This is a genomic window from Brevibacterium sp. JSBI002, assembly GCF_026013965.1.
GTDB lineage: Bacteria > Actinomycetota > Actinomycetes > Actinomycetales > Brevibacteriaceae > Brevibacterium.
On the sequence record NZ_CP110341.1, the window covers coordinates 3,112,542 to 3,135,013 of the forward strand.

The 22,472-nt window shown below is 64.5% G+C and carries 21 protein-coding genes; 4 read left to right on the forward strand and 17 right to left on the reverse strand.

Going from position 1 to position 22,472, the window contains the following annotated elements; translation table 11 throughout:
• Positions 1-48 precede the first annotated feature (48 nt).
• From LJ362_RS14165 to LJ362_RS14180, 4 genes are all read right to left on the reverse strand, one after another.
• On the reverse strand, positions 49-858 hold the full coding sequence (locus tag LJ362_RS14165; protein WP_264799679.1) for an alpha/beta fold hydrolase: 810 nt from the start codon (positions 856-858) through the stop codon (positions 49-51).
• A 73-nt stretch (positions 859-931) separates the two neighbouring features.
• A complete protein-coding gene (locus tag LJ362_RS14170) occupies positions 932-1,243 on the reverse strand; it encodes a DUF2516 family protein (RefSeq protein ID WP_092010787.1) in 312 nt (103 codons plus the stop codon).
• 190 nt (positions 1,244-1,433) lie between these two features.
• Positions 1,434-1,916 (reverse strand): AzlD domain-containing protein, encoded by a 483-nt coding sequence (locus tag LJ362_RS14175; protein ID WP_264799680.1) that lies wholly within the window; start codon positions 1,914-1,916, stop codon positions 1,434-1,436.
• Positions 1,913-2,689: an AzlC family ABC transporter permease gene (locus LJ362_RS14180; protein ID WP_264799681.1), complete on the reverse strand. Its 777-nt coding sequence runs from the start codon at positions 2,687-2,689 to the stop codon at positions 1,913-1,915. The genes LJ362_RS14175 and LJ362_RS14180 overlap by 4 nt, the downstream gene beginning before the upstream one ends.
• A 66-nt stretch (positions 2,690-2,755) precedes the next feature.
• Here LJ362_RS14180 and LJ362_RS14185 point away from each other — a divergent pair, with 66 nt between their 5' ends.
• Complete coding sequence (locus LJ362_RS14185; RefSeq protein ID WP_264799682.1) at positions 2,756-3,451, forward strand: helix-turn-helix domain-containing protein; 696 nt, start codon at positions 2,756-2,758, stop codon at positions 3,449-3,451.
• 74 nt (positions 3,452-3,525) lie between these two features.
• On the opposite strand, the gene LJ362_RS14190 is transcribed toward LJ362_RS14185, so the two are convergent.
• Positions 3,526-4,674, reverse strand: coding sequence for an FUSC family protein (locus LJ362_RS14190; protein WP_264799683.1), 1,149 nt, complete (start codon positions 4,672-4,674; stop codon positions 3,526-3,528).
• Between the two features lie 85 nt (positions 4,675-4,759).
• On the opposite strand from LJ362_RS14190, the gene pepN reads away from it, so the two are divergent.
• Positions 4,760-7,870, forward strand: a complete 3,111-nt coding sequence (gene pepN / locus LJ362_RS14195; RefSeq protein WP_264799684.1) for an aminopeptidase N — start codon at positions 4,760-4,762, stop codon at positions 7,868-7,870.
• 356 nt (positions 7,871-8,226) lie between these two features.
• Here pepN and LJ362_RS14200 read toward each other — a convergent pair whose 3' ends face one another.
• The 4 genes from LJ362_RS14200 to LJ362_RS14215 form a co-directional block, all read right to left on the reverse strand.
• Entirely contained in the window at positions 8,227-9,315 is a 1,089-nt protein-coding gene (locus LJ362_RS14200; RefSeq protein WP_264799685.1) for a C40 family peptidase, read from the reverse strand.
• Positions 9,316-9,633: 318 nt separating this feature from the next.
• Positions 9,634-10,749, reverse strand: coding sequence for an LLM class flavin-dependent oxidoreductase (locus LJ362_RS14205; protein ID WP_264799686.1), 1,116 nt, complete (start codon positions 10,747-10,749; stop codon positions 9,634-9,636).
• A 163-nt stretch (positions 10,750-10,912) separates the two neighbouring features.
• Complete coding sequence (locus tag LJ362_RS14210; RefSeq protein ID WP_264799687.1) at positions 10,913-12,391, reverse strand: HNH endonuclease signature motif containing protein; 1,479 nt, start codon at positions 12,389-12,391, stop codon at positions 10,913-10,915.
• A gap of 23 nt (positions 12,392-12,414) precedes the next feature.
• The gene (locus LJ362_RS14215) at positions 12,415-12,864 is read right to left on the reverse strand and encodes a hypothetical protein (protein ID WP_264799688.1); all 450 of its coding nucleotides are present in this window, start codon (positions 12,862-12,864) and stop codon (positions 12,415-12,417) included.
• Between the two features lie 90 nt (positions 12,865-12,954).
• On the opposite strand from LJ362_RS14215, the gene LJ362_RS14220 reads away from it, so the two are divergent.
• The gene (locus LJ362_RS14220) at positions 12,955-13,227 is read left to right on the forward strand and encodes a hypothetical protein (RefSeq protein WP_264799689.1); all 273 of its coding nucleotides are present in this window, start codon (positions 12,955-12,957) and stop codon (positions 13,225-13,227) included.
• A 491-nt stretch (positions 13,228-13,718) separates the two neighbouring features.
• Here LJ362_RS14220 and LJ362_RS14225 read toward each other — a convergent pair whose 3' ends face one another.
• Positions 13,719-14,378, reverse strand: coding sequence for a helix-turn-helix domain-containing protein (locus LJ362_RS14225; RefSeq protein ID WP_229663978.1), 660 nt, complete (start codon positions 14,376-14,378; stop codon positions 13,719-13,721).
• Positions 14,379-14,487: 109 nt separating this feature from the next.
• Here LJ362_RS14225 and LJ362_RS14230 point away from each other — a divergent pair, with 109 nt between their 5' ends.
• Positions 14,488-15,516 (forward strand): NAD(P)/FAD-dependent oxidoreductase, encoded by a 1,029-nt coding sequence (locus LJ362_RS14230; protein ID WP_264799690.1) that lies wholly within the window; start codon positions 14,488-14,490, stop codon positions 15,514-15,516.
• A 301-nt stretch (positions 15,517-15,817) separates the two neighbouring features.
• Here the strand turns inward: LJ362_RS14230 and LJ362_RS14235 are convergent, their stop codons facing one another.
• The 7 genes from LJ362_RS14235 to LJ362_RS14265 all read right to left on the reverse strand — a co-directional run bounded on the left by LJ362_RS14235 (position 15,818) and on the right by LJ362_RS14265 (position 22,449).
• Positions 15,818-16,213, reverse strand: coding sequence for a universal stress protein (locus tag LJ362_RS14235; RefSeq protein WP_101543775.1), 396 nt, complete (start codon positions 16,211-16,213; stop codon positions 15,818-15,820).
• A gap of 133 nt (positions 16,214-16,346) precedes the next feature.
• Positions 16,347-17,780, reverse strand: a complete 1,434-nt coding sequence (locus tag LJ362_RS14240; protein ID WP_264799691.1) for an APC family permease — start codon at positions 17,778-17,780, stop codon at positions 16,347-16,349.
• A gap of 105 nt (positions 17,781-17,885) precedes the next feature.
• Positions 17,886-18,587: a type 1 glutamine amidotransferase gene (locus LJ362_RS14245; RefSeq protein WP_264799692.1), complete on the reverse strand. Its 702-nt coding sequence runs from the start codon at positions 18,585-18,587 to the stop codon at positions 17,886-17,888.
• Complete coding sequence (locus tag LJ362_RS14250; protein ID WP_264799693.1) at positions 18,584-19,789, reverse strand: dipeptidase; 1,206 nt, start codon at positions 19,787-19,789, stop codon at positions 18,584-18,586. The genes LJ362_RS14245 and LJ362_RS14250 overlap by 4 nt, the downstream gene beginning before the upstream one ends.
• A gap of 114 nt (positions 19,790-19,903) precedes the next feature.
• Complete coding sequence (locus LJ362_RS14255) at positions 19,904-21,061, reverse strand: DUF819 domain-containing protein (protein ID WP_264801857.1); 1,158 nt, start codon at positions 21,059-21,061, stop codon at positions 19,904-19,906.
• A gap of 220 nt (positions 21,062-21,281) precedes the next feature.
• Complete coding sequence (locus LJ362_RS14260; protein WP_139468103.1) at positions 21,282-21,590, reverse strand: DUF3870 domain-containing protein; 309 nt, start codon at positions 21,588-21,590, stop codon at positions 21,282-21,284.
• A 58-nt stretch (positions 21,591-21,648) separates the two neighbouring features.
• Positions 21,649-22,449 (reverse strand): serine hydrolase, encoded by an 801-nt coding sequence (locus LJ362_RS14265; RefSeq protein WP_264799694.1) that lies wholly within the window; start codon positions 22,447-22,449, stop codon positions 21,649-21,651.
• Positions 22,450-22,472: the final 23 nt, after the last annotated feature.

Below are 22,472 nucleotides of genomic sequence, written 5' to 3' on the forward strand. Positions count from 1 at the left end.
ACCGAAGAACGTGACCAACCGAAGCCGGTGCCTAATGGAAGCCGGTGCCTAACCGAAGAACTCGCCGAGGATGCGCCGCACGTCGTGACGGCCGCGCCACAGGATCGATCCGGCAGGGAGCACCTCGAGGCGGGAGTTCGGAATCGCACGGTGGATATCTTCGGCGATGGGGACCGGATGTGCCGGGTCGTCTTCGTGGGTGAGAACGAGGACGTCGCCGGGGAAGGAACGCAGGTTCTCGGCTGCCTCATCGGTCTCCGCGACAGCGATTTCGAGGGCGAGTCCGAGTCCGTCGGACATGTCCGTGCGGACGAGGTTCTCGGCCTTCGCCTTCGTCCAGGCTCGCGCGGGAAGCATCTGGGCCACCTCGGCGGGTTCGCGCGAGAGCATGAGTTCGACGATGCCGTCGATGTCCTCATCGGCGACGAGGCGGCGCAGTCTCTCCAGGTAGGAGCGGTTGGCGGCGGCCGCCTCGGCGGGGAATCCGGTGAAGGAGGCGGGGAGAACGAGGGCGACCTTGTCGAGGCCGCGGGTCACGGGGTGGGCGATGCTCAGCAGGTGGAGGAGTCCTCCGGCGGACATCGAAACACCGAGCGCTCGGCTCGCCGAGGTGGTGCTCACGGCGTCGGCGAGCACCTCGGCGATCTGCGGGTAGGTCCAGCCGGGGCCGGGTGAGGGGCGGCCGCCGTGGCCGGGCAGGTGGAGGAAGTGGCGGGTGCCGGTGATGCCGGTGCCGAAGGGTCGGGTATCGCGGATCGCGCCGGCGAATCCGTGGCCGAAGAGGGTGTGCGGCTCGCCGCTTCCGAACGTGGCGATGAAGCCGGATTCGGGACCCGGCAGGTTGAGGTCGGTGCTCATAGGGTGAGTCTAGTCAGCGTGTGCTGGGCGCATGCCGATCGGGTCCGCGAATGCAGTTACGGCGTCAAGTCGGTCAGCGGTTGCGGTAGCGCGGGTCGACGGCGCGGACCTTCGGGCGCACATCGGTGAGGTAGACGATGCCGGCGACGAGGGCGATGATGTTGAGGAAGATCATGCTCATGCCCATCGGCGGCAGGGCAATGAGGGCGAGCGCGAGTCCGACGCCGAGGAGGATGACCCAGAACTTCTTGCTCTGCTTGTCCACGGCGCGGTAGTTCTCGTCCTTGAAGCGGAGGCAGTCGATGAATGCCCAGAGCTGGACGACGAATGCGGCCACCGTCAGGGCAAGAAAGACGAGACGCTGAAAGCCCGCGATGTATTCCATGGTCCCAGCCTAGCAATCTCGGGCCTTCGGGGCAGTTCCGGGCGGGAGATCCTCGGCAATTGCCCACCCGCATCCCACGGCTTTCACAGTGGGTGCGTGCCGTCCCGAGGCCGTAGCCGATAGGCGGCGGCCAATGTTTGCGGTGGCGGTTCGCTGCCTCGGGACTGCGGTCAGTGCGTGCCGCCCCTGCTCAGAGGATCCCGGTGGTGCGGATGAGCGCGCACACGCCCATGCCGATGACGACGGCGAGCAGCATCGGCACGCGCAGAATCGAGGCGAGAACGCCGGCACCGACGCCGATGAGGCGGGCCGGATCGGCGATGTCAGTGCCGTCGAAGACCGCGGTGGTGGCGAAGACGGCGCCGATGAGCACGACCGTGGCCCGGTCCATCCACATCGTCACACGCGCGGTCGAGTCGGCCGAATCACCTGCTCCCGCCGAGGCGGCTGCGCCCTGTCCGTCGACCCCTGCAGGGGCGGCTGCGCCCCGTCCGCCCACACCTGCGGAGGCGTCAGCCCCCACAGAGGAGTCAGCCCCCACCGAGGCGGTCGCCGGGGTCCGCCGGCGTCCCTTCGTGGCGATGGCCGCTCCCACCTTCACACCGGCGAAGCGCATGAGATAGGTTCCTAGGCTCAGCCCGGCAAGGGCGATGAGGAAGCTGACGGCGCTCATCGGCGGCTCTCCTCTCGAGTTGAGTGCTGCGAGTGGGCGGCATCGTGCGGGTCTGCGCTGTTGTCGCCGGCTCGGCGGCGACGGATGAACCAGCGCACACCCCAGCCGGCGGCGACGAAGACGAAGACGGACAGCGAGGTCACGGCACCCAGCCCGAGGGGCAGCAGCGGGGTCAGGCCCACGGCGATGAGGATGCCGATGACGGTCAGCGAGAGTGTGACCCGGTTCTTCAGGTCCCCGCGGATGAGGCAGAAGAGGATGATCGGGAAGGCCGCGTCGAGTCCGAGCAGGTCCGCGTTGATGACATTGCCCAGCCACTGTCCGACCATGGCACCGCTGGGCCACATGATGGCGATTGCGGCGCCCATGAGCAGGAAAGCATGCCATTTCGCCCGGTCGTTGTGCCCAAGGCGCGAGATCGCAGTGGATTCGTCGTTGATCCAGTGGGATGCGATGAGAGCTCGCCAGTCCTGTGGGAAGAAAGGGCCGACCGCGACTCCGAAGGCGAAGTTCCGGGAGTTGACGAGGAGACCCGCGAGCACCGCGAGGATCGGGGCACCGCCCGCGGCGATGACGCCGACGAAGGTGAATTCGGCGGCGCCGCCGAGGGCGAACATCGCCAGCAGCAGAGTCTGCCACCAGGCGAATCCGGAGACCGCGGAGATCGCCCCGTACGACAGCGCGACTGCGATGATCGTGATGGTGACGATGGCGACCGCACGATAGGTCGAGCCGGGGAGCACCCGATCAGCCGTGCGAAATAATGAACCCATGTTCTATACAGTGCACCCTCGGCAATCGTTCGTCAAACCGAACGGCCTGACCGCTATAGTGAACCCATGACTTCTCGAAGCAACGACGATTCGCTGAATGACGCTCGGGGCGGCTCTGACCCCGATTCGCCCGCCGAGGCGGTCATCGAGCACACCGCCGGCACTGCCAACGACCCCGCCCCCGATCAGGCAGCCGCCGCCGCTCCCGACTCAGCGCTCTCGCCGAGTCAGCAGATCGCGGCGGCACTGAAAAGAGAACGACTGCGCGCCGGGCTCTCCCTCTCCGAGGTCGCCAGGCGAGCCGGCATCGGCAAGTCGACGATGTCCGGGCTTGAGACCGGAAGCGGAAATCCGAGCCTGGAGACGATGTGGGCTCTGGCCGCTGCGCTCGACATCCCACTTGCCCGCCTGCTCGACCCGCCCCCGCACGAGGTCGCCTTCCAGCACGTCGGCGATATGCCGAGCCTGCCGTCGACCACCGCGAACTATGTGGCTACCCTGCTCTCACCGTCTCCGACGAATGCCCGACGCGATGTCTACTTCATCCAGGCCGAACCGGGCGAGCCCAGGGAGTCTCAGCCGCACCCGCAGGGCACGATCGAACATGTCATCCTCGGCCGCGGGGCCGCACGCATCGAGGTGCTCGGGAAGTCCTACGACTTGGGTGTCGGCGACTATCTCACCCATCCGGGCGATCAGCCTCATCGCTTCACGGCTCTGGAACCGGGCACGAACGCCGTCTTCGTCGTCGAAAGCAGCTGACCGCCTCGGGGACGCCCCGTTCGACGCACACCGCAGCCGGCGTTCTCTCCGCAGCACGCGCGAAGCTTCGACTGCTATTCGACGGCCGGCCCGTCGTCCTCATCGGCGTTCACGGCCAGCGGTGGAAGCCGGGACTGAGCTTCCTCACGGGTGAGTCCCGCGGCCTGCAGCAGGTCGACGGCGACTGTCCGCAGGAGCAGGACCATCGATTCGTCGTGGATGTCCCAATCGGGTTTCGCCCGCGGGTCCAAGGTTCCCGCCGCTTCGGACAGGGCCGCCTCGGCGAGGGAACGGTCGGTGCCGCGGCGCAGAGCGATCTCGAGCTTCTTCGCACCGTCGGCCAAGGATCCGACGTAATCGGCGATGACGGGTTTGGCGACGCCGAGCTCGGTGATGCCGACGACGCGGCGGGCGATGACACGCATGGTCCGCATCGCGCGGTCGGAGAAGGTGTGGGCACGGGACAGGCGGGTGACTTCGGCCGCATGCCGGCGGGCACGTGCGTTGATCTTCGCGGCTTCGCGGGAGATCCGTAGGGATGAGCCCCAGGAGTCGATGATGTCCTGGGTTTCGCGAGCGCGCTCGAGGGCTCGGCCAGCCACCGTCACATCGGCTTCGCGCAGGGCTCGTTTCATCATCCTGAGGACGGCGTCGACCTCCTCGAGCATGTCTGCGGCCAGGCGCCGCGGGACCTTGCGAGCGTCGCGCGGGATGAGCAGGGCCAGCAGAATCGCGCAGACGGATCCGGTGAGAGCGTCGAGGGTGCGCGGGAACGGCATGGTGGTGGCGGTGGCAGGGACAACGACGACGTAGACGGATTGGACGGCGATCTGGGTGATGAAGATGCCGCCGGAGTTCAGTATCGTGCCGATCGTCAGGCCGATGATCAGGGTCAGGGCGAGCTGCCAGGTGCCGGAGCCGTATAAATTGACGAGTATCTCGCCCACGAGCACCCCGAACGTCGCTCCGATGCCGATCTCGAGAGCCCGGCGCAGCCGACGGTCGACGACAGGGCCGATGCCGACGGCGGAGGCGACCGCGGCGAGGAACGGATACGGGTGGCCGAGCACGTAGACGCAGAAAGCGTAGGCGGCGGTCGCGGCGATGGGGATCTGGATCAGCTGTCCGGAGTTCACCCACACCCGCTTGAGTCCTAAGCGCAGGCGGTGGGCGACGACGTTGAACCCCTGCCGAGGCAGTTCGCTGACCCGTTTGTCCGCCATCAGTCCCCTCTGCCGTTCGCTGGTGCTGTACTCAGGATACCGGAAGTGTGGCATGCTAAAGTTTGTCCGCCGAGGAGGCTATTGAATGACAACGAATCTCACCCGAAGCGAAGCGCAGAGTCGAACACAGCTGCTCGAGGTCGATTCCTACTCAGTCCATATCGACGTCAGCAACGCCGAAACCGAAGCCGACACGTACCTGTCTCGCACTGTCGTCGACTTCTCCGCTCGCTTCGTCGATTCGACATTCATCGACCTCATCGCCGATTCCGTGACCTCCGTTCTGATCAATGGTGAGAGCCTCTCCCCCGCCGAGGTCTTCGACGGGGCCCGAGTCACGTTCCCCGTCCGCGCCGGCCGCAATTCCCTGACGATCGAGGCGCAGGCCCGCTATTCCACCTCGGGCGAGGGCCTGCACCGGTTCACGGATCCGGCCGACGGCAAGACCTATCTCTATACGCAGTACGAACCCACCGATGCCCGTCGCGTCTTCGCGAATTTCGACCAGCCCGATCTCAAGGCCGAGTTCATCTTCACGGTCACCGCTCCCGCACATTTCCACGTCCTGTCGAACCGGGCCGAGGCGCGGACGGAACCGGCCGATGGTTCGGCGGGGGCCGCCTCGGCGAACGGATACGCCTCGGCGGGATTCGAGCCTGCGAACGGATACGAGTCGTCTGCCGCGGTCACCCATCACTTCGAACCGACGCTCAAGCAGTCGAGCTACATCACCTGCATCACCGCGGGCCCCTACGAGGGGGCGACGGATTCGTGGACGGATCCGCGCACCGGGCAGACCGTGCAGCTGGGCGCGTGGACACGCGCGAGCCTCGTCGACCACCTCGACGCGGAGGATATCTTCGGTGTCACGAAGGCGGGCCTCGACTTCTTCACCTCCGAATTCGACTACCCCTACCCGTGGGGCAAGTACGATCAGATCTTCGTTCCCGAGTACAACCTCGGCGCGATGGAGAACCCCGGCCTGGTGACGTTCACGGACAATCTGATCTTCCGGGACAAAGTCACGGACGCGAACTACGAGTCACGCGCCAATGTCATCCTGCACGAGATGGCGCACATGTGGTTCGGCGATCTCGTCACGATGAAGTGGTGGGATGACCTGTGGCTCAAGGAGTCCTTCGCCGATTTCATGGGCGGGCTCGCGCTGGCCGAGGCGACGCGGTTCACCGATGGGTGGGTCACTTTCGCGCTGCGCCGCAAGGCGTGGGCGTACACGCAGGATCTGTATCCGACGACGCACCCGATCGTCGCCGACATCCCCGATGTCGAGGCTGCGAAGCTCAACTTCGACGGCATCACCTATGCCAAGGGCGCATCCGTGCTCAAGCAGCTTGTCGCGTTCGTCGGCCGGGAGGCGTTCTTCGCCGGTTCGCGGCTGTACTTCAGACGGTTCGAGTACGGCAATACCGAGCTCGCCGATTTCCTCGAATGCCTCGCCGAGGCGGCTCCCGACCGGGACATCGCGAACTGGGCGGCCGCGTGGCTGGGGACGTCAGGAGTCTCGGAGCTGTCCCTGCAGCTCACGACGGCAGACGGTTCGTCTGGGTCCCCGGATGGTTCGGCCGGATCCGCGGTCGGGTCGGCCGCGTTCTCGCAGGGTGGGGCCGGAATCGGCACCGAAGGAACTTCGGCCAGTTCCGACGTCGCAGGGCAGAGCGCGGGACGCGGGAGGCTCGTGGCTTCGAGCTCGGGCGCGAGGCTGCGCAGCCCGGATGCGGTCGACGACGGTTTCGACGGGACTGCCGGAGCCGCTCACGAGGCAGGATCCGGGTCGAACGGCAGGGCAGAGGCGCCTCGGCGACGGTCCGGTTCGGAAAAGGTCACGGGTGCCACGATCACTCAGTCCGATTCGGCCGAGGGCACGGCCCTGCTGCGGCCGCACACGATCGAAATCGCCACGCTCGGGCGGTCGGGGCGGGCGATCGTTCCCCTCGATTCCTTCCGTTTCGAGTTCTCGACCGAGTCGGCCGACGTCGAGCAGCTGATCGGTCGCAGCGCCGGCGTGATCACTCTGCTCAATTACAACGACCTGGACTATGCGCGGGTGCGCCTCGATCCGGAGTCGACGGAGGCGGCGGTCACCTCGGCGTCGCGGATCACGGATCCGCTGTCACGGGCACTGGTGTGGTCGGCGTTGGACAATGCGGTGCGCGACGGGCTCATGCCGGTGCAGAAGTACCTCACTGCCTATGCCCGCAGCCTGGGCAAGGAGAGTCATGCGGGGATCATGGCGGGGCTCAGTCAGACCGCTCTGACCTGCATCGATCAGTGGGTGGCGGATCGGAATTTCGATGCCGCGATCATGGGGCTTCTGGGAGCCGCGTTGGATGCGTTGGCGGCGGCGAAGGCGGGTTCGGATGCGCAGCTGCATCTGGCCAACCTCGTGTTGGCGCTGACGTCGCGGACGGCTCGCTGTGCCGCCGGCAGCTCCGCGGTGGCTATGGGTCGTGGGTTCGCCAGCCAGATCCTGGCGGTACCGGTCGGCGAGGAGATCGACCGGATGTATGCCGGAGCTCCCGGGCATGCCGATTCGGCTGGGCAGGCTGGTTCGGTTGGGCAGGCTGGTTCGGTGAGTCAGTCGGCCGAAGCTTCCGGTGGTGCCCGCACGGGTCGAGGCGCCGAGCATTCGACTGCGACGCTGCCGTTCCGGGGTCTCATCAATGATCATGCGCTGCGGTGGAATGCGCTTACGGCGCTCGTCTGCCTCGGATGGGCGGATCAGACGGATATCGCGCGGGAGAATCATTCGGATCCCAGCTCTTCGGGTCGACTTCACGCCGAGACGGCCAGTGCCGCACTGCCTCTGCCGATCGTCAAGATCCGTGCCTGGGAGGCGATCCGCGAGGCTGGAGCGCTGAGCAACGATGTTCTGTCGGCGATCATCGCCGGGTTCATCGCGCCGAGTGCGATGCCGCTCATCGAAGAGTATGTCGATGAGTACTTCGATGGTCTGCTCGGGTTCTGGACGGACAATTCGATTGAGATCGCCCGCCGCCTGGTGCTCGGCCTCTATCCCCGATGGTCCGTCGACGAGGAGGCTGTGGTCGAGAAGACCGACGCATGGTTGGCCGCCAACGACGATGCACCTGCGGCTCTGCGCCGGCTGGTCATTGAACGTCGGGATGATCTGGCCCGTGCCATCTTCCTGAAATCCACTCAGAGCTCGCGGCACTGACCGGCGGTTGTCTCGGGGAAACCATACGACGGTCGCCTCGGTTGGTGAGTTTCGATGAAATCGGGTCGCTGGTCATTCCGGTCGACTCTGCTCGATAGCCGCTTCGGCGGGCGCCACTGACCTGGCGAGACCCTCCCCTGGCTAGGCCTCTCGACAATCGCCATGCTCAGCAAACTTGGCGAGGCTCCCCGGCTAGAGCCGTGCTCAGCGACCTTGGCGATGTTCCCAGCTAGGCCCTACTGAAATCACTGATGGCCGGTCCCCTATTGGGGCACCGGCCATCAGTGTTTCGGCTGGTCATTCGACAGACTTGGTCAGATCCTGGTTGGAATCGGAACCATCTGACTCGATCCAGGTCAGAGGATGCGGCGGGCTCCGGAGAATTCGTTTCCGGTGTCCCACTTCTTCCAGTCGGTGACGTAGACATCTTTCGACGCGTTCGGCGAGTGGATCATCTTGCCGTCGCCGACGTACATTCCGACGTGGTGGACCGTTCCCGAGCTGGTCGAGAAGAACAGCAGGTCTCCGGGCTTGAGGTTCGACGAGGAGACTGCCTTGCCGGCCTTCGCCTGTTCTCCCGAGTCGCGAGGCAGTTCGATGCCGTGGGCTTTGTAGATGGAGTAGGTGAATCCGGAGCAGTCGAATCCGTAGGCGGAGACTCCGGCCCACAGGTAGCGCAGACCCTCGAACTGCTTCGCGGTCTTCACGAGGTCTTTGCCGCTGGGCTTCTCGGGTTTGTCGCCGACATCATAGACATCCACGTCATCGATGTCGATCCAGGCGGCTCCGCCTCCGGGGAGGGCGACGCGGACATCGTCGACGTCCTGTGCGATGAGCGGCAGGTCAACGTTGAAGCTGACGTCGGCACCGGTGTCCTTGGTGAATTCGATGCCTTCGAGTTCGCTCTTGGGCTTCGTGACCATTGCGCGGGGCTGTTCTTCGGCGAGCTTTCCGAAACGGTCGTTTTCGACCAGCTGCTTCTTGGGCAGCCAGCCCGGGTAGCCCTTCTTGTTCTTCGGGGTCTTCTGGTCGGTCACGGCGACCTTGGCCCAGCTGCCCTTGGTTTCGAGGACGGAGACTTCCGAACCGTAGGTTGCCTGTGTCTCGGCTTTTCCAGTCAGGCCCCGGCGCACATCGGTGGATTCGAGGTTCTTGTTCCACTTCTTGAGGTCGACGGGGTGCTGGAGCGCGGGCTTGTCGACCTTGCGAGGGGCCTTCGGGTCGGTCCACAGTGTCGCGACCGTGACATCGACGTAGGCGGTCTCGCCCTTTTCGATCTTGCCGTCGGTGATTCGTTCGAGTTCTTGGCCGGGCACGACATCAGCGGAGATGCCGGACGTTTTTGCGGCGTCGGTCGACGACAGATTGCTCGACAGTGCGGGAGCACCGGCGCCGAAAACCAGTCCGACCCCAAGTGCTGCCGAAACAGCAATTTTGGTACGCATTATTTCTCTTTCGGTCTGCAGGCCGGGGCCCGCGTGGGGGAAGTCTCCGAAGGTGCGCGAGCGCATTCGGCGTACAGTATTCGCTTCCGTTTCGACCTCTCCGCAAGGAGCGGCCTCGAAGTAGACGAGGTTCTGCACGGTGTCGATTCTACTGGCTGTCACACGACTGTCAGCTTTCATGACACTGTGACAGGATAACGCGGACTGGTCGTGGATTGAAGTCCACTTGCCCGAATCGATGCTGAGCTGAGACTTCGGCCCGGCGCCGATGGCCGATATCTGCCCTGACCGGAATCGGAAACAGACCTCAGCCAGGTGTCACATATCGGTGCCTGCACCAGCGACGCCGGAAGCCCCGGTGGAGCCGAGGAATTCCGCGGCAAGCAGGTTGATCGTCTGGATCCGTCCCGGGTCTTCGCGTACGTCTTCGCCTTCCATGGCACCCGCAATCGGCTGGATCATGATCTCGTCGACGGCGAAGCGCTCGGAGAGTTCCTCGAGCTGCGCGGACACGGATTTCGTGTCGCCGATGATCCAGTTGCCGGAGAGCTCTTCGCCGACCATACGCTCTTGGTCGGTCATCACCGAGCGCACGTCGTCGCCGGCCAGGTGCAGCTTCTCCATCGGTCCGCCGGTGCGCATTCTGGCCATCTGCAGCATGAAGGGCTCCGCGCGTAGCCGCGCTTCCTCCTCGGTGGGTGCTGCGACGACGTTGGCCGTGACAAAGGTCTGCGGTTTGTCACCATAGGCGCCAGGCGTGAAATTGTCGCGGTAGATCTTCATTCCGGTGGTGGCACCCGACGCGAAGTGGTTGGCGAAGACATAGGGCATGCCGAGTTCAGCTGCCAGCCTGGCCGAGTAACCGGATGAACCGAGCAGCCACGGCAGCGGCTGCGTTTCCGGAGCTGCCGCGGGAGTCGCCTTGAGCACATGTTCGCGTCCACCGTGAAGCGGAACTCGCATCCCCTCGGGCCGCATGAGGCTGAGAGTGTCGATCACGTGCTGGGGGAACTGCTCGACGGGATCGATTGCCCGCCCTTCACGGTCGACCATCCGTCCTTCACCGAGGTGGCCGCGCATTGCCGCCGAAGTGATCGGGTCCGTCCCCGGTGCGCGACCGATTCCCAGATCGATGCGGTCGCCGTAGACAGCGGAGAGCAGAGCGAACAGCTCTGCGACCGCCAGCGGAGCATGATTGGGAAGCATGACTCCACCGGAACCGAGGCGGATCTGCTGTGTTCCCTGGCCGAGGTGCATGAGTTCGGGTCCAGGCATCGTCGATGCGATCGAGGGCATGTTGTGGTGCTCGGCGACCCAATAGCGGGTGAATCCGAGCTTGTCAGCCGTGTCGATGATCTGCTTAGAGGCGGCGAAGGAGTCTGCTGTCGTCTGTCCTGTACGAACGGGAACGAGGTCTAGGATCGAAAACTTCATAACAAGGCAACAGTGCATGTGAGAAGAACATTCCGTTCCCCGCGGACCACGCCGCCGATGAACCGCACCATCGGTCTCGGCCACGTGTCCCGCGAAAAACAGTCACATTGCCGGGGTTTTGCCAGCTGAACCAAAGTGCTTGCCAACCGAACCCAAGTGCCCGTCAGCCGAAGAGAGTCTCTCCGATTTCCCGCGCGATGAACCGTGCGTGGAGCACCGGTTCTTGTGCTGGGTCGATGGTCGCCGGTGGCACCCACGCGGGCCGACCGTCGATGAGCATTCTGCAGTCCCAATCGGTGTAATCAAGCAGGTGGTGATGCGCTGAACAGGCCAAAGTGAGATTGTTGACGTCGGTCTTGCCGTTCTGCGCCCATGGGACGATATGGTGCGCTTCGCACCAGCCGGGAGGAGTGTCGCATCCGGGGAAAGTGCATCCCTGGTCACGGCTGGCGAGAATTGCCAGCTGCTTCTCTGTGGCCAACCGTCGTTCTGTCGCGAGTGCCAACGATTTCGCTTTCTCGCCCATGAGGTGGAAGAAGACCGATCCGTTCAGTCCTTCCAGAGCAGCGGAATCGATCGGGAACGGCGTTTCGACTTCCGTGACGGCCTTGCCGGTCCGGTTCGCCAGGTCTTCTGCCTTGGCTGTGACGACCAGTGCGTAGGCCGCTCCGGCCTTGATGCGGTTCATTTCGATGCTGCCGATGACGCTGGAGAAACGCTCGTAGATGCGACGCCGGACACTCGGCTGCTCAGCGGCCATCGCCACCAGTGAGCCGTCCTGCCTCACCCCGGCTCCCTGCGGGATCTCACCATTCGCGCCGACCTGCGGCGGGGTGAAGTCGAGCGAGGGGTCGAGACAGTCCGCGCGGTCGCCGCGCAGAACCTCCGTATAGGCGTCGACGACTTCCTGATCGAGGTCGCTCACACTGTCACCGCCGCCTTCGGCTGCGGAGCGGGCGTCGTCGGCAGATCGGGTATCGTCGGTGGCGCTCGCTCCGTCGATCGGGCGTTCGCCATCCGCGGGAGCGGCATCGATTCCTGCCGCGTTCGCGCAGTTGTCCTCGTCCGACTGAGAATCGGTTTTGATGCGCGAAGTCAGCAGGCCGTTGAGGATCTCACCGGTCTCCTCGTCGAGGCGACCTTTGAGAGTCCACGTTCCGTCCTTCGCCTGGCGCAGGTTGACAGCGAAGCTGTCCCGGTCTGCCGCTTCTTTCGGTTCTTGGCCGTCGGGATCGATCCAGCCCAGGATCTCTTCGAAGAGTGCATGGATATCGCAGACGCGAACCGCCTGAGCCTTTTCGACAAGCAGACTTTCAGCCTTGATCTTGTCGTCCTCCGATACGTTCACAGGCAGGCTCTTCAAGCATTTGGAGATCGTCGACGCCTGGTTTGCCGAGAGCACTCCTTCACGAAGGGCAGCTGCGAGAATCGGAAACTGCGCCTCGATCGATTCCCCGCTCATGCTGGTCCGCTTTCCCAGGCACTCAGCGAGCTGAGTGCGGCGATAGGCCTCTTGTGCAGACAGGTTGAGCCGATGTTGGACCAGCGCCTTCGTCGTCTTCGCCCCGTAGTCGCGGGGCGTGCCGACACGTTCGAACACGGAGAGGGTCACGACCGACAGGGACTCTGTCAGACGGTTCAAGGTCTCAAGACCATCGAGAAGAGTCACCGCGTCATCGGGCCCCATGGGCGAGTGAAGTCGTGGAGCCCGTCGAGCAGGCCCTGCAGAGCGCAGATGCTTTCTGTGACTTCTGGGGCTGCGTGCTTCAAGTCTGACCAGCGAAACTCGTCGAGCAGGGGATGCGCGTCAGCTTCGGAGTCATAGCGTCCGGCGAGTGCCTTGTGTCGCTCCGCGCGTTCCGCCTCAGCGATACGTTCAGCTTCTTCTTGCGCGCGCTTCTTCGCCTCGTACCGCTCAACGTGGGCGTTCCACTCCGCTCTTTCACGCGCGAGCGCTTCGTCCTCTGCACGGGCCTGCGGGTTCTTCTTCAGGAACTCCTCACGCTCCGCAGCTCGCTGTGCCTCACGTTCTTCGCGCTTTGCCTTCATCCACGCACTTTGGCGTGCTTCGATCTCTTTGATGCAGGCCTGGACCTCAGCCTCGGTCTCCGGCATCGTCGTCCTGCTCGACCACGGCCCATGCCCGGCGTGGATATCGCCACCCGGAAGAGCAGGCGCCGCTGCGTCAGCCTCGACAGCAGCTGCTTGACTGCTGCCTTCCGCAGCTACGACTCCGTCGACGACTGCATCGCTGCCGTCCTCGACGGCGTCATCCTGGCCGTCACCAGCTTGGTCGGCGACCGCCTCGCCGTCGGCCAGATTGTCGGCGATCCCGTCGAATCTGTCGGCGAGAGGATGACCGGTCAGATCGAATCCGGCCTCAGCGAGCAGCTCCCGGTAAGTCGACCTGGAGGAGTCACTGTCGACAGACCGGGCAGAAGAGCCGGCCGCAGCTGGAGAGAGGTCACTGGGCGGTGAACCTTGAAGGGGTGGTGCCGGCGAAGCGTTTCCCGCTTCGCAATCATCGTGCTCGTCGTACCTTCGGTCGGGGATGAGAGCCATCTTCTTCGTATCCGTTCATCATCGTTGATGTCTTCGGCTTGGCTCCATTCTAATCCAGGAATAGAACAGAGTCGATAGTTCTGTACGATTTTTTTGAGATAATTTCCCTGTCTTACTATTTTGTACTATTTGCACTGGTCAATGGGAGATCTCACTCGGAGTGCGATGTTTGACAATGATCGCTGGCGGCGACCAGAAGAAGGGGCTCTCACCTACGGTGTCGACGAAGTGGGCCAAGACTACTTCTCGCCACTGACGCGACCAGGCAGGACCAGGACCCCGCCACAGCCACGCAGGCAGCACCCCGCCACAGTCACGCTTGCAGAACTCACTTCCCGCCACAGTCAAGCGCGCACAACCGACGCCCCGTCGCAGCCACAAGCGCCCGCGCCGGCCCGCAGCTCCACTCAACTCTTCATATGAACGCGCTGCCCTTCGGGCCCGAACAGGCTGAGATACTCGACCCCGCCGTCATCGGCTCCCCCGAACCAGTGCGGAGTGCGCGTATCGAACTCCGCAGCCTCTCCAGCACTGAGGACCATCGTCCGATCGCCGAGGATGAGGGTGAGTCGACCACGGATCACATAGACCCATTCGAATCCCGGGTGAGTCTTCAGCGCACCGAGCTTCGGTGTCTGCCGACCATCGACGATGTGCTTGAAGGCCTGCACTCCGATCGCTCCGCGGCTGAGCGGCAGGATCGTCTGATCATGGAACTTCCGCGGTGAGATATGAATGCGCGGATCCCCGATCGGCGGAGTCCCCACAAGCTCATCGAGCGGGAGCCCATAGACCCCAGCCAGCGGCAACAGCAGCTCCAAACTCGGCTTGCGCTTCCCGGATTCCAAGCGCGACAGTGTGCTCGTCGACATTCCGGCAAGCTCAGCCACCTCGTCGAGTGTGCGCCCCTGCTCCTGCCGCAGCCCTCGCAGGCGAGCGCCGACACCCGCCAAGGACTGCCGGATGGCCTCCTGCGCCTCGACCGGAGCGGACCCATCGGAGAGGATCTCCGACATCCGACCCGTCGCATGAGCGGCACGCTCCCCTGACTCTCTTGGCTCTTCCATGCCCTCAGCATGACACAATTTGCTATTTCTGCAAACACGTTTGCACTTTTACACGGGCTAGGAACACACTCGAATAGACGCCGACCATCCATCAGCACACAGGAGAATCATGACCACCCAATCTTCACCCGTAAACTCCCAGCCAACTGCGCCCGATTCGTCGGCCGAATCCGCGCAGGACTCCTTCGATGTCGCCGTCATCGGCGGTGGGGCAGGCGGCCTCGCCGCATCGATCGCCTTGGCCCGTTCGCTCCGATCCGTCGTCGTCATCGACGCCGGCCAGCTGCGCAATGCCTCGAGCGCGCACGCGCATAACGTCCTCGGCCACGAAGGCATCCGGCCCCAGGATCTCGTGGCGAAAGGCCGCGCCGAGGCCGAGGAGTACGGCGTCACCTTCATCGACGCGACCGTGCAGAAAGCACGCACGATCGATTCGGAACCCAACCCCGCCGAGGCGGCTCCGCGGCATCGGTTCGAACTGACCACCTCGGCGGGGGTCATTGTCAGGGTCCGACGCATCATCATCGCCACCGGTTTGAGCGACGAACTTCCGGACATCCCGGGTCTCGCGGAAGGCTGGGGCGACACCGTCCTGCACTGCCCCTACTGCCACGGCTTCGAGGTGCGCGGACAGCGCATCGGAGTCGTCGGCACAACGGCCATGTCATACCACCAGGCGATGCTGTTCTCCCAGCTCAGCGACCGCGTCACCTTCGTCCGGCACAACGCTCCCGCCCCTGATCCCGAACAGACGGCAATGCTCGATACGCTCGGCATCGGGTTCATCGATTCCACCGTCACCGAGGTGGCCCGCACCGAGTCCGACACCGTCGTTTCACTGGCGGCCGCCGAATCCGCGGACGGAGCGGAATCTCTTACCTTCGATGCGCTCACCGTCGGTGCATATGGTCGAGCGAATGCCGACCTGTTCGCCCAGCTCGGAGGCGAGGTCGTCGCTCACCCGAGCGGGATGGGCACCTATATTCCGACGCAGATGGCCGGACAGACCGATGTGCCCGGCGTCTGGGCGGTCGGCAACAGCGCAGACGTCTCAGCGATGGTCGTGGCCAGCACAGCCAGCGGGGTGATGGCCGGCGCTCATGTCAACGCCGATCTCATCATGGAGCGGCTCGGCTGAGGCGTGCGTGAGGCGGGTGCATGACAGCCCAGCAAGCCTCGTTGCGTGCGCGCTGCGGACGCGCCCGCAGCAATGCAATCGCGGGCGCCCCGCGGCGAAGCGAGCCGGGGGTGCGGGTGCGTCCACTCGTACCCGCGACCAGGGAAGCGCAGGCGTCACGAATTTGCGGGGCGGCCCTTTACGCGGGCCACCGCCGCAGTTGTCGCGCTGTTGCGGCGCGGCCTGCCTCCGCCGGCCACGCAGATATCACGCATGCACAACTTGCCCCGCCGCGGGCCGTCACGTCGCCGCGGTCAAGCCCTCAGTGCGCGGCTTTGACGCACAGCACCGGGGCTTCGGCGTCGAGGATGACCTTCTGAATCGTCGACCCGAGCAGGAATTTTCCGACCGGGGTGCGCTTCCGGGTTCCGAGTACGATCAGTTCGGCTCCCACCTCGTTGGCGGTGTCGAGGATCTGTTCGGCAGGGTCGTATTCGCTGCCCAAGGTCAGCACGCGAAACTCGACGTCCGCCCTGGTCAGGTAGTTGTTGACGGATTTGAGCTCCCCCTCGCCGAGGCGGTAGGAGTCGCTGCGCTGCGCCGACCGTGACGCATTGACGACGACAAGCTCCTTGCCGTCCTTCTTCGCCTGCGCGATGCCGGCATCGAGAGCAGCGTGTCCGGCGGGATTGTTGACGTAACCGACGAGTACTGTCATTTTTCACCTTCGTTGGATTGAGCTGTACAAAACCGAGCGCGCAGGCCGGGAACCCACCGTCCCAGCATATCGAGCGATGCAGACATGAGTCCGCGGGCGGCCCCGGCCGCACCGCCTCGGCGAGGGGATGAGCTCACGACAGCTCTTCGGGATTGCGGAATCGGGTGCTCGTGCCCTTCGTCGAACGGTTCCAGAACCAGGTCACGGCCCACAGGACGACACCGATGCCGACGAGCGCCGCTGCGATCTGATACTGGATGAGCTCATCGAGGCGGGCCCACGGACCGACGAGGAACACGCAGGTGATGACGCCGATCCACGGCAGAATCGTCGGTGCCTTGAAGTGATCGGCGTTGCCGGACTTGTCCTTGCGCAGGATGAGCACGGCGACGTTGACGACGGCGAACACCGCCAGGAGCAGCAGCGAAGTGGTGCCGCCGAGGGAGGCCGTGACGGATTCGGGCAGAACCGTCGAGACGAAGAAGATGAGCGCGAAGGCGATCAGCGTCGTGAAGATGATCGACACCCACGGCGAGCGACGGCCGGCCAAGACCTTCGCGAACACGGGCGGGAGCACGTTCTGCTTGGCCATTCCGTAGAGCAGACGGCTGGCCATGAGCATGTTGATCAAGGCCGAGTTCGCCACGGCGAACATCGTCATGAACGGGAATATCGTATCGATCGGAAGGCCCGGAGCACCCTCGCGGACGACTTCGAGCAGCGGCGTCTCGCTCTCGGTGAGCACGCCGATCGGCACGGCCGCGACGGTGACGAGGGAGACCAGCACATAGATGATGCCGGTGATCGTCAGGCCGGAGAGCATGATCTTCGGGAAGACCCGCGGGTCCTTCGTCTCCTCGACCATGTTGACCGAATCCTCGAAGCCGACCATGGAGAAGAAGGCGAGCGCAGTGGCACCGGTGACAGCGAGGAAGACGCTCTTATCGCCTTCGGTCTCGAAGATCATCACACGCGAGAAGTCGGCGTCACCCGAACCGAGTGCGAAGAAGCCGACGACGATGACCAGCAGCAGACCGCTCAGCTCGATGAGGGTGAGGACGACGTTGAACCATACGCTCTCGCCGACTCCGCGGAGGTTGATGAGCGCAATGAGAGTGAGGAACGCCAGCGCAATCCACATCACCCCTGTGCCGGAGACGTCCCAACCGAAGCCGGCCACAAGGTTGGCAGCGAAGACATTCGACGCCGTCGATGCCGAGGTGATTCCGGAGCTGAGGACGGCGAAGGCGACGAGGAACGTCACGAAGTGGATCCCGAACGCCTTGTGCGTATACAGCGCGGCACCCGCGGCCTGCGGATACTTCGTCACGAGTTCCATATAGGAGAATGCGGTGATCAGCGCGATGAGGAAAGCGAGGATCACCGGCGCCCAACCGGCACCGCCGACCTGCCCGGCCACCTTGCCGGTCAGAGCATAGACGCCGGTTCCGAGGATGTCACCGACGATGAACAGAAGCAGCAGCTTCGGCCCCATGACCCGCCTCAGAGTCTCGGGCTGGTGTCCGTGACCGGGGTCGAATGTCGTCGTGGGTTCTTTGTCGCTCACGATTCCTCCGTGTCCAATGCGGCGGCTGTGCCGCATACCTGGCAACCCTGACTGTGGTCAGAGCCTCGCCTAGTATGCCTCAGTCACGAGCCTGACACACAAGCTTCAGTTCCGAACCACAGTGAGAAACGCCGAGAACAGGGCCTTCGAATCACGTTCGCTCTCGGGCCCGAGCTCCATCGCTTCTTCCAACAGGGTATCTTTATCGAACCCCAAAGTCTGCAGTTTCTCCGCATCCCAGCGCTCGATGTTCGCCCGCGTCGACTCCGGATGGAACTGCGTGCCCCATGCCCGGCCGACTCGGAACGCCTGGAATTCGCAGGCCTCGCTCGTAGCCAGCAGCGTCGCTTCCTCGGGGAGGGCGACGATGCGGTCGACATGGCTTTCGACGAACGAGGTCCGCGGCCGGATCGCTGAGAACACCGGGTCCGCGGCCGCCTCGGCGGTGGTGTCGATCCGCGTGTATCCCTTCTCCGGTGCTCCGGTCCGAGCCCTCACATCGCCCCCGATGACGTGGGCGATGAGTTGCCCGCCGAGGCAGATCCCGAACTGCGGCAGATCCGTGGCCATGGCATGGCGGACGAGTTCGGCCTCATCGGCCAACCACGGGGCACGATCCGTCTCGTCGGGCATGTATCCGCCGCCGAGCAAGATGAGCCCGTCATAGGCCTCGAGTTCCGAGGGCACCGGCAGGGGTGAAACCCCGCCGATGCGCAGATCGAATTCGACGTTCTCGCTGATCATCCACCGTGTCAGCAGCCCCGGCTGAGATTCGATGTCGTTGACGATGACGAGCAGCCGAGTCATGATTCCGCCCCCGCCGAGGCGGCCATGCCGTTGGCTGCGGAACCGGCGTTGCCTGCGGCGCCGCCGCCCCCCGCCGAGGCAGCCGTTCCTGTGGCCGCGGACGGTGCGGCATCTGCGGCGCCGAGGAACGCCGTGTACGCGTCCTCGTGTCCGTCGAGGACGCGCATCGCATTGGCGAAGCCGATCTTGCGCAGGTCGGTCTGCGACCAGCCGCGCGAGGCGAGCTCGGCGAACAGGTTCGGATACTGGCCGGCGTCGCCGAGTCCGGTCGGCAGCTCATCGACTCCGCAGATGTCGCCGCCGAGGCCGATGTAATCGATGCCGATCCGTTCGCGGACGTAATCGCAGTGGTCGGCGACCTGGGCCACTGTCACCTCGGGGGCGGTTCCCTGTTCTCCGGCGTCGACCCATTCGCGGCGGGCGTTCGAGACGAATGAGGGCACGAACGTCATCATCGCCACTCCCCCGTTGTCGGGCACGCGGTCCAAGACGTCGTCCGGGATGTTGCGCGGGTGCGGGTTGAGACCGTACGCGCAGGAGTGGGTGAAGAGGACCGGCAGGGTGCTCTGGTCCAGCGACTGGTGCATGACGGTGGGCGCGACGTGGGAGAGGTCGAGGATCATGCCGATCCGGTTCATCTCCGCCACGACCTCACGGCCGAAGTCGCTCAGGCCTCCGTGGACCGGTTCGTCGGTGGCTGAGTCTGCCCACGAATGGGTCGTCGACCAGGTGAGAGTCATATAGCGGGCCCCGGCGCGGGCGAAGGACCGCAGCACGGCCAGGGACTCGTCGATCTGCTGACCGCCCTCGACTCCCATGAGGGAGGCGACCTTGCCGGCGGTGCGGGCGGCACGGACATCGGCGGCGGTGCGGGCGAAGGCGAGTCGTTCAGGGTAGGCGGTGACGAAACGCTGGACCGCGTCGATCTGCTCCCACGTGGCCTTGATCGCGTCCGCGCCGGTGATCGAGGAATGGACGTAGACGGACCAGTACTGTGCGGCCACATGGCCGGCCGCCAGCTGATCCATTGTGGTGAACGGCGACACGGCCGGATCGTTGAGCCCCTCCACGCTGTAGTCGCGTTCCTCGCGCAGGTACCAGGCAAGGTCGTTGTGTCCGTCGAAGACGTCGACCGCGGGTGCGGATGCTGTGGCTGCTGTGGCTGCTGTGGCTGCTGTCGATTCGGTGTTGGGGGCGGTCATGGTCGGGTCCTTCCGGTCGGGCGGATTGGTTCGGTGCAGGGGTGGACGGATGCGGAACGGTACTCCCGCGGTGGGGTGGTCGGCCGCCTCGGCGAGGTGGGGTCGGTTCGTTCATCATGCCAGCCCGGACAGGATCTGGGCCGACCACAGGCCGAGGAACGTGCCGAGGAACGTTCCCATCAGCGCGAACAGCACACCGACGGGGACGAGCTGCCGGTTGAAGGCTCCCGCGACGACCGGCGCCGAGGCGATTCCGCCGATGTTCGCGGTGCTGGCCACGGCGATGCTGAAGAGCTCGGTGCGGGTGAGCTTCGCGTAGATGAACATGATGGCGATGTGGACGAGAAGGACGATGATGCCGGCCACCAGGTAGAGCGGCGCTTCGGCCAGGGAGGTGAAGTCCGAGCCCGAGGCGATGATGCCGATGATGAGGTAGAGCAGGATCGTCGCGAGCTCATTGGATCCGGCGGTCTTGCCGAACCGAGTCGATCCGATAGCCAGGCCGAGGACGCTGACGATGAGGATCGTCCACGCGGTGCCGTCGATGACCGCTCCGACCTCGGGCAGCAGTTCGCCGAGGCGGATCGCCAGGGCCGAGGCCAAAAGTGCGAATCCGATGAGTCCGAAGATCGACGACAGCGTCATCGGCTTCTCCTCCTCGGCCGAGACTCTGTCGGTGAAGTCGAGCTTCGACATATCGGCCCTCGTCCACTTGTCGAACTTGTCGGAGACAGTGACGGAGGAGAAGACGAGCAGCAGCCAGAAGGAGTAGAGCACTGTGTCGACGATGAGGACGTAGCCGAACACGTTTTCGGGTGCCTGGAGGACCTCCTGCACCGCGACCATGTTCGCCGAACCACCCGTCCACGAGGCGTTGAGAGCGCCGAGGGCCTTCCACGCTTCCGGGTCGAGGCTGGAGTGCAGGATGAGGTAGCTGATGATGAAGCCGACAATGATGCTCGCCGCGGTCACCGCAAAGGTGAGCAGCAGCTTCGGGCCGAGCTTGATGATCTGCCGGATATCGCACTTGAACAGCATGAGCAGGATCATCGCCGGCAGCATCACCTCGCGCAGGGTATCGCCGACCGCGGTGATGTCTCCACCGTCGTGGTCGAAGACGCCGAAGGTGTTGAGCAGCGCCGCCACGATGTAGAGGATGACGAAGCCGGGCACATATTTGAAGAGCTTGAAGCGCCCGCTCCGGTCCGCGACGACGAGTACAGCGGAGATAGCCAGAAGCAGGCTGATGAATAGAAAACCGTCCGTGATCACTGACGACACTTCCTCATTGAATACGTCCATCCCGGCAGAGGCAGAGCCGACGGTGCCGCAGCTGGCTGCGCCGCACGGCGCGGATGGCAGCAGCACCGGTTGGGCCAGTGGCAGAGCCACGGGCGGCACCGAGGATGCCTCCGGGGTGGAGCAATGTGCAGTTGTCGATCGGATCCGGTCCGGTGAGGGCCCGGGCAATCGGGGTGGTCGAAGGCGCTGCCTAAGCGGTGACCTCGCGGTACTTCTTCGCGGCGTTGTTCACTGCTGTGATCAGCGCCTTCTGCGAGGATCCGTGGTAGCGGCGCTGGATGCGCTCTATCAGTCGACCGGGGTCCGTGATGTCGGCATCGACGAACAGGCTCCGAATGAAGTTCCGGGTCAGAGCCAACGTCGCCGTGCAGTCCACATCGAGGATTCGGTGGGTGTCCGGCTGGATCTCGAACGCCACGTAGAACAGACCGAACTGGTTGGTGATCGGGTTGTTCGACGGAGCCTTCGCTTCGCCTGTGAGGTAGATCGTATCGGACATCGCCCACCAGACTACCCCACGACTCTCCGCGCCGAGGGGTCTTGGGAATCAAGCAACGTCAGAGGAACCGGTGGATCGCGTTGCCGGCTTCGCGCATCACCGGCATGACGTCGACGACGCGGTCGGTGCCCGGTTCCCAGTTCGCGAACACCGCATAGGCGACGCGACGCGTAGGCGTCATCACGATCCCGGCATCGGCCCGGATCGTCCCGTTCGTGCCGGTCTTGTTCCACACCCACACGTCCCGCTGGTAGTTGTAGTGGGCGAGCGGGTCCAGATCGAACGCCGAGGCGACCATCGAGGTGTCCGCGCCGGCTCCCAACCAGCGCCGGAAGACCTCGTTCGTCGACTCGTCCCAGAACTCGTCCTTGGCGTGCCTGGCCATGAAATCACTGAGCTCCGCGGCCGTGCCCGTCGACAGTGTCCGCGGTGCCTTGGCCGGGCGCGGCCAGCGCAGAAAGTCGTGCAGACCCGAGTTCCGGTACCCGAGCTTCTCCACCTGATCCGCAACATTCTCCAGCCCGACCCTGCGGATGAGCACGTTCGTGGCGAAGTTGTCGCTGAACGCCCCGATGAGCAGAGCGACGTCGAAGATGCTCAGGTCATCCTGCTCCATGAGGTACCAGATCCCCGACTCGTCGACCCTCTCCGAAGGCCGTCGGTGCAGACGTTCTTCCAGGTCAAGCGTGCCGTCCTTAGACATCTGCAAGGCAGTGTGGAGGAGGAATACCTTGCCCATGCTGGCCGTGTCGAGTTCGTCGTTCTCATTGTGGGCGAACACCCGTTCCCCACTGTCGACGTCGAAGGCCAGAGCGCTGAAGCGCACCCCGGGCAGTCCATCGAATTTCAAATCGCTCATCATCATGCTCCTGTCAGTCTCGT

Coding starts and splice junctions, on each gene's coding strand:
- LJ362_RS14250 (WP_264799693.1), bottom strand. CDS start 19,789: ATGACCGCCCCCAACACCGAATCGACAGCAGCCACAGCAGCCACAGCA.
- LJ362_RS14170 (WP_092010787.1), bottom strand. CDS start 1,243: ATGGAATACATCGCGGGCTTTCAGCGTCTCGTCTTTCTTGCCCTGACG.
- LJ362_RS14230 (WP_264799690.1), top strand. CDS start 14,488: ATGACCACCCAATCTTCACCCGTAAACTCCCAGCCAACTGCGCCCGAT.
- LJ362_RS14245 (WP_264799692.1), bottom strand. CDS start 18,587: ATGACTCGGCTGCTCGTCATCGTCAACGACATCGAATCTCAGCCGGGG.
- LJ362_RS14215 (WP_264799688.1), bottom strand. CDS start 12,864: ATGCCGGAGACCGAGGCTGAGGTCCAGGCCTGCATCAAAGAGATCGAA.
- LJ362_RS14260 (WP_139468103.1), bottom strand. CDS start 21,590: ATGTCCGATACGATCTACCTCACAGGCGAAGCGAAGGCTCCGTCGAAC.
- LJ362_RS14200 (WP_264799685.1), bottom strand. CDS start 9,315: ATGCGTACCAAAATTGCTGTTTCGGCAGCACTTGGGGTCGGACTGGTT.
- LJ362_RS14190 (WP_264799683.1), bottom strand. CDS start 4,674: ATGGCGGACAAACGGGTCAGCGAACTGCCTCGGCAGGGGTTCAACGTC.
- LJ362_RS14180 (WP_264799681.1), bottom strand. CDS start 2,689: ATGGGTTCATTATTTCGCACGGCTGATCGGGTGCTCCCCGGCTCGACC.
- pepN (WP_264799684.1), top strand. CDS start 4,760: ATGACAACGAATCTCACCCGAAGCGAAGCGCAGAGTCGAACACAGCTG.
- LJ362_RS14165 (WP_264799679.1), bottom strand. CDS start 858: ATGAGCACCGACCTCAACCTGCCGGGTCCCGAATCCGGCTTCATCGCC.
- LJ362_RS14225 (WP_229663978.1), bottom strand. CDS start 14,378: ATGGAAGAGCCAAGAGAGTCAGGGGAGCGTGCCGCTCATGCGACGGGT.
- LJ362_RS14185 (WP_264799682.1), top strand. CDS start 2,756: ATGACTTCTCGAAGCAACGACGATTCGCTGAATGACGCTCGGGGCGGC.
- LJ362_RS14265 (WP_264799694.1), bottom strand. CDS start 22,449: ATGAGCGATTTGAAATTCGATGGACTGCCCGGGGTGCGCTTCAGCGCT.
- LJ362_RS14235 (WP_101543775.1), bottom strand. CDS start 16,213: ATGACAGTACTCGTCGGTTACGTCAACAATCCCGCCGGACACGCTGCT.
- LJ362_RS14205 (WP_264799686.1), bottom strand. CDS start 10,749: ATGAAGTTTTCGATCCTAGACCTCGTTCCCGTTCGTACAGGACAGACG.
- LJ362_RS14175 (WP_264799680.1), bottom strand. CDS start 1,916: ATGAGCGCCGTCAGCTTCCTCATCGCCCTTGCCGGGCTGAGCCTAGGA.